The following is a 12,294-nucleotide window of genomic DNA, read 5'->3' as shown; positions in this document are numbered from 1 at the left end:
TGATTGTACCTTTACCATTCTTCTCGAATAGCTAAAGGCTTATCAAGAATTTCTTTAAGAATCACTGCGCGACGTAAATCTTGGGCTGAGCTTATCAAATCCGATCCGACTTTTGGCGCCTGAGTTTTTGTCTGGTCAGCCTGGTTCTCAACCACAAGCATCATGGAATCCTTATTTTCTACCTCAGGTTCTACAAGTGGTTGAAGCGGTTCTTCCTTCACTTTGATTTTCTTTTGTCGGACTTGTTGGGCGGCTGCCTGTCTCTGGCGTAAATCTTGTTGCAATCGATGACTTAGGTTTGGATCCACCTGTTCGATGCGTTGGGTATGGTTCGCTGATTTTTTGATTTCAGGAATATAATTCTGCAAAGAGTTTAAAGCGGTCGTTTCTGATTCTTTCTCTTTATCCTTGGCCCGCTTCAGTAAATTGGACAACAGACGGAAGACTCCGACAAAAACAAGTACATCCACGATCAGGCCAATTATGGCAAACATGATTAGGACCTCTTTTCTTGTTGATTGTTGCTCTTCTCACCAGTTCCAGCAATAGATTCTCTCATATTCGTATCGGATTCAATATTCTTCAATTTATAGTAATCCATCACACCCAGTTGACCTTTACGGAAAGCTTCAGCCATCGCCAAAGGTACCTCAGCTTGAGATTCAACCACCTTGGCTCTCATCCGTTGAACTTCTGCTAACATTTCTTGTTCTTCGGCTACGGCGAAGGCGCGACGTTCTTCGGCCTTAGCTTGGGCTACATTCTTATCGGCATTGGCTTGATCTGCTTGTAATTTAGCACCGATATTACGCCCCACATCGACGTCAGCAATATCGATGGATAGAATTTCAAACGCTGTCCCGGCATCTAAACCTTTACGAAGAATAGTCTGGGAGATGGAATCCGGATTTTCTAGGACAATCGAGTGAGTTTCAGAAGAACCCACCGTAGTTACAATCCCTTCACCAACCCGGGCAATGATTGTTTCTTCACCGGCACCTCCGACCAGACGCTCAATATTAGCCCGGACGGTTACCTTGGCTTTAGCCATAACTTCGATCCCGTTCATTGCCACCCCGGCAATCACAGGCGTCTCAATCACTTTAGGATTGACTGAGACCTGAACGGCTTCGAATACATTTCGTCCAGCTAAATCAATGGCGGCAGCTCGCTCAAACTCCAAATCGATGTTGGCCCGTTGAGCGGCAATCAAGGCATCGACCACTTGGTTGATATCACCACCAGCTAAATGATGGGCTTCTAATTCATTGGTTGTTAAATCTAAACCGGCTTTGGTCGCCTTGATTAAAGGGCGAATAATTTCTGATGGAGCCACCCTTCTGAGTCGCATCCCTACTAAATTTCCGATGGAAACTTTGGCCCCGGAAAAGTAAGCCGTAATCCATAAACCAATCGGCACAAACCGAAAGAATATGATTAATAAAATTAATATCGCAATAATAACAATGGCGAAGGTCATCCAACCCGTATTTCCACTATTAAATACTTCATCCATTTAAGCTTCCTCCTCAATCACATAAATTGATCCATTCGTCACTTTAACAATCCGAACCGCGCGACCTTTAGCAATAAATCCTTGTTGACTAATAATTTCATATGTCTCACCGTTAAACCGACCACGTCCGACCGGACGAAGGTCCATCACCACTGTCCCGATTAAACCGATAATTTCAGGATAATCTTGATGACTTGAATAGCCTTCTGCCTTGCCTAAACGTTGATCGAGTACAAACATCGAGGGAACCTCAAATTGTCGACCAGCCTTGATAAAGAAGAGGCATTCCAAACCAATCAATACCAGCACCGCTAAGACAATCATTAAGACCCTGAGCCAATCATCATGATACATATACAAACCGAAGACACTGGTAAAGCTGCCGATCATGCCTAATACCCCAAAATCGGGAATGTATAACTCGGTCCAGATCATCACAATACCCAAAAGATAACAAATAAAACTCATGAAATTCTGTGAAGAAAAATTAATATTGCTCGCTGAACCTGTCATGACAAATACTTCAAAATGAAAGGCAAAACAAAGCAAAGCAAGCAGCATCCAGAAAATTTTGCGTTTATAAAAAAGTGAAGCCACTAAACAAGCAATTCCCAAGAGCAATACAATCATCAGACTCCCCCTTTCTTAAAAAAAGTATATCACAGATTTATTAAAACTACCCTCGATTATCCTCGTCAATGAGAGGAATTCCACTTTCCCGCTGATGAACATCATTCGCAATCAAGCGATAGATTGCTGAAACTAGCGGTACTGCAATTAACATACCAACCACACCCCAAAGGCCACCGCCTAGTGTAATCGAAATAAGTACCCAAATCCCAGGTAATCCCAGCGAACTTCCGACTACTTTAGGATAGATTAAGTTCCCCTCGACTTGCTGTAAGATAATAATAAAGACTAAAAACATCAAACCTTGCAAAGGATCCTGCACAAATATCAAGAGAAAGCCGATAATCCCTGAAATGTAAGCCCCCACTAAGGGAATCAAAGCGGTGAAACCTGTGAGTGCCCCAATCATGCCAGCATATGGGAATTGCAAGACCCACATCCCCAGAGTCACCATAATGCCTAGAATGAAAGCTTCCACCACTTCGCCACTAATAAAATGTTTGAAAGAATCATTAACAATATCTAAGACATAGAAGATTCTCTTGACCCAGGATTGAGGTAAATAAGCATGTAGAATGCGCGAACTTTGGCTAGCTAGTCTTTCTTTCGCCAAGAGTACATATAGTGAGATCATAAAAGATAACAAACCATTCACTAATAAAGCAAAGACAGATCCAACCGTCGTCAAGGTCGTACCTACAATATTACTGGTAAAATCATTGGCCACATTCCAAAGATTAGCCATAATCTGGTCGACTTGAACATCAGCGTTCTCAATGGCTGTCCGCAATTGTGGGATAAGATTTTCGTTCTCTATGACCCATTGTTTAATAGAGGTCAAAATTAAAGGAATCAGGTCAATAAACTCAACAATTACCGAATATAATTGCGGAATAATTAGAGAAAGTACCAAATAAATAACTAAAACAATCAAAATATAGGACAACACCATGGCCAAGGGACGGCGAATTTTCTGTAGCCAATTTTGCCGACTTCGGGGAGCCAGCAAGGCTTCAATCTTGACCATTAAGATATTCACAATATAGGCTAAGACAAAGCCCAAAATAATCGGTCGCAAGATATTCAGTAAAGCTAACAGAAAACCATGAAGCCAATTTAGATTCAATAAAATAATGGCTAATAAGCCCAAAAGTAACAAATACTTTAGAATCAATCGATCAATCTTTTTAATATCTTTCATTCACTTACCCTCTCTATAGATGTATAGCTATTATGACAAGTTTTTGAAATAACTACAAGAGAAATGAAGAAAGATCATCTAAACAAAAATTATAATTAGAGCTAAGAATTCATATTATTTGGTCTCCCATTTCGAGCTTATCCACTACTTACCTACAGCCTATTCTTTCTCAAAACAAAAAAGACTTATAAACCCCAGCATTTCAATCTAGGATTTATAAGTCATGTTTATTTCAGACTACTACAATGTATTAAAGACGATTTGGTTATCTTCTAAATCGATTTCTACCTGAGTGTTCGGCAAGATTTCACCTGCGATGATGGCCTTGGCTAATGGAGTTTCAACTTGTTTAGTAATAAAACGTTTCAGTGGTCGAGCTCCGTAGACCGGATCATAACCTTCATCAGCCAGCCATTGGTTAACAGCTTCACTCACACTTAACGTGATATCTTGATCCGCTAGACGGTGAATTAATTCCGCCATGAACTTATTAACAATGCCCTTCATATTGTCTTTAGTCAGTGGAGAGAATAAGACGATATCATCCACTCGGTTTAGAAATTCTGGTTTAAAGTGCCCACGAAGTAGAGTTTTGACTTGCATTTGGGTTTCTGGATCAATTTGACCTTGGTCATCAACGCCTTCAAGTAACAGATCAGAACCTAAGTTACTGGTCATAATCACGACGGTATTTTTGAAATCAACCACTCGACCTTTTGAATCGGTTAATCGTCCGTCATCCAACACTTGTAGCAGAATATTGAAGACATCGGGATGGGCTTTTTCAATTTCATCCAATAATAAGATGGTGTATGGTGATCGGCGAACAGCTTCGGTAAGTTGTCCACCTTCATCGTGGCCGATATATCCTGGAGGTGCACCCACCAAACGCGATACGGAATGTTTCTCCATATATTCAGACATATCCAAACGCACCATATGGTCTTCACTGTCAAATAAATTCTCTGCCAGTGATTTAGCTAGTTCAGTCTTCCCAACACCTGTTGGACCTAAGAATAAGAAGGAACCAATCGGCCGGTTAGGGTCTTGGATACCAGCCCGCGATCTTAAGACCGCTTCTGATACCAATTCGATCGCTTCATCTTGGCCCACTACCCGACGATGTAAGGTTTCGCCTAAATGAAGTAATTTTTCTCGTTCTCCTTCAACCAAGCGAGCTACCGGAATTCCGGTTAGACGACCAACTACTTTGGCGATTTCATCTTCGGTGACCACTTCTTGAGTTAGACGACTTTCAGAAGCGTGTTCTTCTTGAAAAGCTTCAAGTGTGCGCAATTCTTTCTCTAATTGAGGAATTCGTCCATGACGTAATTCAGCAGCTTTCTCTAAATCATACTCACTTTCAGCTTCTTCTAAAGCATGACGCGCTTCATCTAAGGCTTGCCGTTTATCCCTTAAAGCATTGACCGATTCCTTCTCCTTAACCCAGCGTAATTGAAGTTGTTCCATCTGTTCACGATATTCGGCTAATTCTTCTTGAAGAATCGCCAAACGCTTCTTGCTGGCTTCATCGGTTTCTTTCTTTAAGGCCGCTTCTTCGATTTCTAACGTCATTAATTTTCTGCGCACTATATCAATTTCAACCGGCATAGAATTCAATTCCATCCGAATGGTCGCACAGGCTTCATCAACGAGGTCAATCGCCTTATCTGGAAGGAAACGGTCGGTGATATAGCGGTTAGAAAGAACCGCCGCCGATACTAAGGCATTGTCGTGAATATTGACCCCATGGTGAATCTCAAAGCGTTCTTTAAGTCCTCGAAGAATTGTAATGGTATCTTCCACATCCGGCTCTTTAACCAATACTCGTTGGAACCGACGTTCTAAGGCTTTATCTTTTTCGAAATTTTGCCGGTATTCATCGAGAGTTGTTGCCCCAATCATGTGCAATTCACCCCGAGCTAGCATCGGTTTCAAGAGATTCCCCGCATCCATCGATCCCTCAGTTTTACCAGCGCCGACAATATTATGGATTTCATCAATAAATAATAGAATCTCGCCTTCGGAATCTTTAACTTCTTTCAAGACGGCTTTTAATCGTTCTTCAAACTCGCCCCGATATTTGGCTCCAGCAATCAGAGCTCCCATATCCAGTGACCAGAGTTGTTTTTCTTTTAAATTTTCTGGCACGTCTTTACGAACAATCCGTTGAGCTAGTCCTTCAACGATGGCGGTTTTACCTACACCGGGTTCACCAATTAGCACCGGATTGTTCTTTGTTTTGCGGGTTAATATCCGAATGACATCGCGGATTTCCTCGTCCCGACCAATGACTGGATCTAATTTATTCTGCTTTACCGCATCATTTAAGTTAATCGCATATTTACTCAAGGCTTCATAAGTTTCTTCTTGATTTTGTTGAGTCACACTTTCTCCCCCTCTCAAACTTTCGATTCTTGCTAAGAATTTGTTTTCATCCAATTGATGATTTAATAAATATTCGGTAATCGGATGATTTTTCTGTTTATAAATAGCTAACATAACAATTTCAGTAGCCAAGTACTGGTCACCACGTTCTTCAGCCAATTGACCGGCATCGGCTAAAAGCCGGTTCAAACTCGGTGAAATCTGTTGACCATAAGCAATATTGCTTCCTTCAACGATAGCGATTTTGTCAATTTGTTGTTCAATAAATTTCTTAAACTCTTTCAAATCGATTCCCAGTTCATCATACCATTGATAGGCTAGATGGTCTGGCTGTAAAAAAGCCAGCCAAAGATGATATAGGTCGATCATTTGATGTTTACGAACCATGGCAATATTTTGAGCTTGGCCCAAAGTTGTTTGCATGGTTGTCGTCATTTTATCAATCATCTTGACACCCCTTTTTCTAATGTCAATAATAGTCAAACTTTTCAAAGTAAAAAACTAAGCTCAGACTTGAGCTTAATCATAGTATAACGCATTGGTCAGGAAAGGTCAACACTTTTTACTGATCAACTTGCTTAAAAAAGTTAGCCAATTCAATCATTCGTTGATAAGGGACCTTATGACCCCCTGTTTGATCAATTTGAATTTTTCGATCTTTGACTAAGGGCTGGGATTCTAGATAAGTGATTAAATCCTGATTGAAACGGTATGGAACCGTACTATCGTTCTGAGCGTGCCAAAGATATAAAGGCCGATTCCCTAAGTGATCTGGATGAAGAGATAAATCCAAAGCTTGAAGTTGTCGGATTGCTTCTTGAATTTGTGCTTGTTGAACCAATTCAGCAGGCACTTGGTAATGTTCAATTAAAGCTTGAATAAAACCACTAGGATGAGTGGCCCCCATCAATATACCTGCCCCGTTAAGCTGAGGATACCTACTTAAACACATGCCAGTAATGATTCCTCCCATAGAAATTCCACAGATATAAATCGCTGAATGATCAGAATTTTTCGTCTGGATTTCATCTAAAATTAAAGAAACATCGTTGACCGCAGCTAATAATATTTCAGGAAAAATCATGGGATTGACTGGAATTTGCCGATGTGGGTAATCGCCATGTTGAGGGGCATCGGGCATGATCACCATAAATCCTTGTTTGGCCAGCTCAATCCCTAGTAATACATCTTCATCTTTCGAATGTGTCCAGCCATGGTAGGCGATAACTACAGATTGCTGATCTTGCTGAGTCTGATCCTGCAAATTAATCCGTATAACGGGGATGTGTTGAATCTTTTCTTGAGAAATTTGGATCATAGGGACACTCCTAAAGCAATCTTGGCATAGCGACTCATCCGATCAATCGACCAGGCCGGATCAAAGGTCAATTCAATCTCAACTTTCTCAACTCCATCGACTGCTAACAAGGCTCTTTCAATATCAAAGGCAATCATATCGATTAATGGGCAGCCCATGGTGGTTAAGGTCATCAGCACCTTGGCAGTTCCTTGTTCATCAAAATCAATATCATAAATTAAACCCAAATTGACAATATCAATGCCCAATTCAGGGTCAATGACTTTTTCTAAGGCTTTGTATAATTGTTCATTTTTCATTGTTTCACCCTTTTCTAGGTTAATCATAATGTAACAAATTTGAAGTAAAATTTCCATCATTCAAATTCCAAGGATTGAGCTCATTGACGAAATTCGATATAATCGATCGGTAAGTGAAAGGAGTTCTGCACATGGAACAACATTTAATCACGATTGATTTAGACGGAACCACTTTAAATAATGAATCCAAAGTGAGTCTATTAACGATTCAAACCCTTCGTCTATTGGACAGAATGGGACACATGGTCTGTATCGTCACCGGAAGACCTTTCCGCAATTCAAAGGATATTTATTATCAGATTGGTTTACAATCGCCAATGGTGAATTTCAACGGTGCCTTGTGCCATTTTCCTGACAAGGCTGAATGGTTAGGGCACTATCATAATGAACTCGATAAGGAATTGGCTTTCGATTTATTCTCTCGGCAGGATGAATTAGGAATCGATATGTTAACCGTTGAAGGGAAAGACCGTCTCTTCTCCTCCACGCTCAATATTCCTGATTCACCCTTCTATCCCAAAGATCGAGCTAAGATTGAGCTCTTATCTCGCCGCAGCTTAACTGAGAATCCAACCGCGCTCGCTATCTTCTGTCCAGAAGAGAAACAAGCCCTGGTTCGCGACCGCGTCTTGGAACATTATGGCGACCAAGTTTCGATTCGGACTTGGGGCGGGATTCTGCCTTTATTAGAAATTGTTAGCGTAGGAATTAACAAAGCCGTCGGGGTCAAACGCATTGCTGATTTCTATCATATTCCTCGTCAAAAGATTCTTGCCTTTGGTGACGAGAATAATGATCTTGAAATGCTAGATTACGCCGGTCTTGGCGTCGCTATGGCCAATGGAACTGAAGAAGTCAAAGCCATTGCCAATGATGTCACCGAATATAGCAACCAAGCAGATGGCTTGGCCAAATATCTGATAAAATATTTTGATTTGCAGGCCTATTTACCTCAAGCCTTTGATTAGAATATTTTATTGCTATTAACCAAATAGCTTAATATACTCGGTTCTAAAATATAACCATAAAAAAATAGCGGGAAAGTATAGCCAGAAAGGTATCTAGCTAGCTTCTCCGCTTTTTATTATTTAATTTTCAAGGTTTGCTTACGCTCTCTCAATAAATCTTGTTGTTGGCGATTGAGGAAATTTCCGCCTACATATTGAGATTGAACAATATTGACAAAGGCTTTGGGGTCACTAAGATGCACAGCCGATTGGAGATCATAAAGTTCGTAACGGTTGATGACCACCATGATAATCTTTCGTGGTGACCGTTTATAGCCTCCCCGTCCATCGATAACAGTAATTCCTCGGTGAATATGTTGATAGAGAGAGCTAACCACATCATCAATATTTTCGGTAATGATAAAGGCCGTCAAGCGTTGATCATTATTGTTAATCGCATTGACCATGCGAGAATTAACATACATGGCAATCAAAGTGTATAGGGCTAATTCCCATTCATAAACATAACCGACGCCAAATAAGAGCAAGGAATTCATAATCAATGACAGTGAGCCGACATTGAGACCGGTCTTGCGATTTAAGACGACACTCACAATATCTAATCCGCCAGTTGACATGCCATATTTGACACAGACACCGACCGCAGTCCCACACAGGACGCCCCCAACCACACCATTTAACATCGGATTTGAAGAAATTGGAATCACTGGAATCATATTAGAGATGATAGAAGTGGCGAACACTACAGCCAAGGTTAGCAAGGTAAAGCGTTTGCCCAATTTCATAAAGCCCAAGATAATTAATGGAATGTTGATAATTAAGTTAACCGTCCCTGTCTGGGCCTGCCAAGGAATACTGGTGAAATGATTGATCACATAGGCAATTAATTGGGCAAAACCTAAAATTCCAGCCGAGTAAATATCGCCAGGAATGTAGAAAAAGTTCAAGGCAATCCCAAAACAAAGCGCTGCAAAAATCACAATCAAACCATGGAAAGCCAAATTAAACAGCCGGGATTTGGCCAAATACCGATTAAACATCTTGTCCTACCGCCTTTATTCTGCCGGTTTACCCAGAGCTCGGGTAATATCAGGAATTAATGCCTTAGCAATTGCAGATCCCATCACAATCGTTTCATAGAAAGCTTCTGGATCTTGACCAAGTCGAACCAAGTTTCTTAAGAAAATTTCGCCATCGCCAGCTAAATAGAGCGCATAATAACCTGTTCGCATCCCATTTAAGTCGTTCAATAGGCTTAGGGCCTTTGTTTCCAGGCTTCGATCGGCCAGTTGATGTAATTGACGATAGATGATTTGTCCATCCACAAAGTCGGTCTCTGCTTCCTGAATAATCACTTCAACAATGACTTTTCGACTTTTGCTCAGCTGATAAGTAAAGCGATAAAGGTGGTGCCCATCCTCTATTTCTTGATAATTAAAAGGAATATCCACTGATTTTAATTTTTGTTCAAAATTTTCTTGAATCTTCGACATTTTTTAGCCACCTGTTCTTTTCAATATTTGCTCTAAGTATATCATATCGAATATTATTTCCAACTATGGAAGTTCATTCCAACAAAAAAACCAAGACCCGGTCAAAGACCAAATCTTGGTTAATTAGATTAAGAACGTTCTTTAATCCGGGCAGCTTTACCAGCCAACTTACGAATATAGTAAAGTTTAGCTCGTCTAACGCGACCCTTGCGAAGTACTTCAATCTTTTGAACACGTGGTGTATGTAATGGGAATGTACGTTCAACCCCAACACCATTGGAAATCTTACGAACTGTATAAGTTTCGCTGATTCCAGCACCACGGCGTTTAATCACTAAGCCTTCGAATAACTGAACCCGTTCGCGTTCACCTTCAACGATCAAGGCATAGACACGGACAGTGTCTCCAGCACGGAATTCAGGAATATCATTACGCAATTGTGATTGAGTAACTTTTTCGATAATTGGATTACGACTCATCTTTTTTCTCCTCCCAAAATATTCATTCAATGCCTAGCATTCAGCGGAATATTCGTATTCATGTGGTGAAACCACTCTTACAATTATACAGAAATCATCGCGATTGTAAAGGACAATTTTACTTTTCTTAAGGTTTTTGCTTTTGCTGGCTTGTCGATGAGATCTTAGACGTTGAATCTTCTCGCTGGATTTGATCTAAGAGGCGTTGATCTTCGTCGGATAGGGACCCTTGTTTCAGTAGATCAGGTCGGTGATGCCAGGTTTTGCGGAGCGCCTCCTTGCGTCGCCAACGTTCGATATGCTCGTGATGGCCGCTTAGTAAGACCGGCGGGACTTCCATCCCACGGAAATTCTGGGGACGGGTGTATTGTGGATATTCTAACAAACATTGTTGATGAGATTCATGGATTAATGAGTCAGCATTGCCAACGACTTCAGGGATTAAGCGCACAACAGCATCCATCATGACCATGGTCGGTAATTCGCCGTTAGTCAAGACATAATCTCCTAGGGAAACTTGGTCAGTCACATAGTGGCGGACTCTTTCATCAAAGCCTTCATAGTGACCACAGATAAAGATTAAATACTGATCATTAGACCACTCTTGGGCTAAATCTTGACTAAAGGGTTGCCCCGCTGGATCAGTTAGGATGATCCGATTAGGACGGCCATGTTGACGCTGTAGTTCTTCTAACATGGCCACAATGGGCTCCACCCTAAGGAGCATGCCGGCCCCGCCACCATAAGGATAATCATCAACATGCCCATGTTTATTTACCGCATATTGACGAAAATCATGAGCCTGGAACTCTAACAAGCCACGCTCTTGCGCTTGACCCATCATGGAATAATTCATCGGTGCAAACATTTCCGGGAAGAGGGTCAAAACATCAATCTTCATCATCCATAAGTCCTTCCATTAATTCTATGGTCACCGTTGAATTCTCAAGATTCACTTCTTTAACCACGTCATCAATATAAGGAATTAAGACATCTTTGGCTTGTTTTCGTTGAACGACCCAGACGTCATTTGATCCCAAAGCAAGTATATCTTTAATCTTGCCAATCTTTTCGCCCTCAGTAGTCAGCACTTCTAAGCCAATAATCTGATGGTAATAATAAGCATCTTCCGCCAGATCCTCTTGTTGGCCAGCATTAATCGCCAGCCAACCCCCTTTATACGACTCTACGTCATTGATCTGCTCAATCCCTTGAAACTTAACAATATATGAACCCTTATGGAGACGGGCGGTTTCAATCTTTGCGGCTAGTTGATTTTCTTGATTGATCAAATATACGGTCTGTCCCTTAGCAAAGCGTTGTTCTGGAAAATCGGTCTCCGCTAATACTTTCAATTCACCCTTAATCCCAAATGTATTCACAATTCGAGCAATACGTATTTTATCCATCTTCTTCCCCCAATCTCCTTCTATTATAACTTATTGCAGCCATAACCAACACATATTTAGTGGTCACTCTTCTGGCTGCCCTGACCTAAATGGATTCCAAGAGTATTCATTTTTTTAGCAAAGTTATCCACACTGCTATAACAAGAAAAAATTCCTCCATAAAAAAAGACCCACCTGGTTAACCACTCAGACAATGTCTTGCCTAAGGGTTATCCAGTAGATCTCAAACACAAGCTAAAGTTGAATTCAAACGAAATCTATTTTCTATCAAGTGAACCTGCTAGAAAGTCAGATTGTTTGGCTGGCAATGCTAATCTTGCTCTTCAACTTCATCTTGAACTACAATGCGACTACGTTTTTCATTTTTATTACGAATGCTGTATACAATGGTACGAATAGCTCGAATAACCCGGCCTTTTCGTCCAATGACTCTACCAATATCTTCCGGATTTAGCAGAAGATGATACTCTTTGAATTCATCCGTATCTTTAATTTCAATCACAAAATCTTCAGGATATTGAATTATCGGTTCGACCATCGTTCTAATAAGTTTCTCGATATTTGGCATTATCTCACCTTTTCTAATCATTGTA

General features: G+C 40.9%; 14 protein-coding genes. 1 reads left to right on the top strand and 13 read right to left on the bottom strand.

The window, feature by feature from the left end; genetic code table 11:
• Positions 1-11: 11 nt before the first annotated feature.
• From BMX34_RS00615 to BMX34_RS00585, 7 genes are all read right to left on the bottom strand, one after another.
• Positions 12-494: a hypothetical protein gene (locus BMX34_RS00615; protein ID WP_092569721.1), complete on the bottom strand. Its 483-nt coding sequence runs from the start codon at positions 492-494 to the stop codon at positions 12-14.
• Between the two features lie 2 nt (positions 495-496).
• On the bottom strand, positions 497-1,480 hold the full coding sequence (floA, locus tag BMX34_RS00610) for a flotillin-like protein FloA (protein WP_200793395.1): 984 nt from the start codon (positions 1,478-1,480) through the stop codon (positions 497-499).
• A gap of 36 nt (positions 1,481-1,516) precedes the next feature.
• Positions 1,517-2,146: an NfeD family protein gene (locus BMX34_RS00605; protein ID WP_092569717.1), complete on the bottom strand. Its 630-nt coding sequence runs from the start codon at positions 2,144-2,146 to the stop codon at positions 1,517-1,519.
• Between the two features lie 46 nt (positions 2,147-2,192).
• Positions 2,193-3,347 carry an AI-2E family transporter gene (locus BMX34_RS00600; RefSeq protein ID WP_092569715.1) on the bottom strand — a complete coding sequence of 385 codons (1,155 nt, stop codon included), beginning with the start codon at positions 3,345-3,347 and terminating at the stop codon, positions 2,193-2,195.
• Between the two features lie 240 nt (positions 3,348-3,587).
• Positions 3,588-6,182 carry an ATP-dependent chaperone ClpB gene (gene clpB / locus BMX34_RS00595; protein WP_092569713.1) on the bottom strand — a complete coding sequence of 865 codons (2,595 nt, stop codon included), beginning with the start codon at positions 6,180-6,182 and terminating at the stop codon, positions 3,588-3,590.
• A gap of 115 nt (positions 6,183-6,297) precedes the next feature.
• Positions 6,298-7,053, bottom strand: a complete 756-nt coding sequence (locus BMX34_RS00590; RefSeq protein ID WP_092569711.1) for an alpha/beta fold hydrolase — start codon at positions 7,051-7,053, stop codon at positions 6,298-6,300.
• On the bottom strand, positions 7,050-7,352 hold the full coding sequence (locus BMX34_RS00585) for a metal-sulfur cluster assembly factor (protein WP_327077504.1): 303 nt from the start codon (positions 7,350-7,352) through the stop codon (positions 7,050-7,052). The genes BMX34_RS00590 and BMX34_RS00585 overlap by 4 nt, the downstream gene beginning before the upstream one ends.
• Positions 7,353-7,483: 131 nt before the next feature.
• Between BMX34_RS00585 and BMX34_RS00580 the strand changes: the two genes are divergently transcribed.
• Entirely contained in the window at positions 7,484-8,320 is an 837-nt protein-coding gene (locus BMX34_RS00580) for a Cof-type HAD-IIB family hydrolase (protein WP_092569709.1), read from the top strand.
• Positions 8,321-8,436: 116 nt separating this feature from the next.
• On the opposite strand, the gene BMX34_RS00575 is transcribed toward BMX34_RS00580, so the two are convergent.
• The 6 genes from BMX34_RS00575 to BMX34_RS00550 all read right to left on the bottom strand — a co-directional run bounded on the left by BMX34_RS00575 (position 8,437) and on the right by BMX34_RS00550 (position 12,269).
• On the bottom strand, positions 8,437-9,360 hold the full coding sequence (locus BMX34_RS00575; RefSeq protein ID WP_092569707.1) for a YitT family protein: 924 nt from the start codon (positions 9,358-9,360) through the stop codon (positions 8,437-8,439).
• A gap of 15 nt (positions 9,361-9,375) precedes the next feature.
• Positions 9,376-9,813: a hypothetical protein gene (locus tag BMX34_RS00570; RefSeq protein ID WP_092569705.1), complete on the bottom strand. Its 438-nt coding sequence runs from the start codon at positions 9,811-9,813 to the stop codon at positions 9,376-9,378.
• A 128-nt stretch (positions 9,814-9,941) separates the two neighbouring features.
• Positions 9,942-10,292 (bottom strand): 50S ribosomal protein L19, encoded by a 351-nt coding sequence (rplS, locus tag BMX34_RS00565; RefSeq protein WP_092569702.1) that lies wholly within the window; start codon positions 10,290-10,292, stop codon positions 9,942-9,944.
• A 127-nt stretch (positions 10,293-10,419) separates the two neighbouring features.
• Positions 10,420-11,193 (bottom strand): tRNA (guanosine(37)-N1)-methyltransferase TrmD, encoded by a 774-nt coding sequence (gene trmD / locus BMX34_RS00560; RefSeq protein ID WP_092570281.1) that lies wholly within the window; start codon positions 11,191-11,193, stop codon positions 10,420-10,422.
• The gene (gene rimM / locus BMX34_RS00555) at positions 11,183-11,701 is read right to left on the bottom strand and encodes a ribosome maturation factor RimM (RefSeq protein WP_092569700.1); all 519 of its coding nucleotides are present in this window, start codon (positions 11,699-11,701) and stop codon (positions 11,183-11,185) included. Before rimM ends, trmD begins: the two co-directional genes overlap by 11 nt.
• A gap of 310 nt (positions 11,702-12,011) precedes the next feature.
• Positions 12,012-12,269, bottom strand: a complete 258-nt coding sequence (locus BMX34_RS00550) for a KH domain-containing protein (protein WP_092569698.1) — start codon at positions 12,267-12,269, stop codon at positions 12,012-12,014.
• Positions 12,270-12,294 lie beyond the last annotated feature (25 nt).

The organism is Ignavigranum ruoffiae (assembly GCF_900110675.1).
Taxonomy (GTDB): Bacteria; Bacillota; Bacilli; order Lactobacillales; family Aerococcaceae; genus Ignavigranum; species Ignavigranum ruoffiae.
Note: the sequence above shows the minus strand (reverse complement) of the source record. Positions and strands in the feature narration are given on the sequence as shown.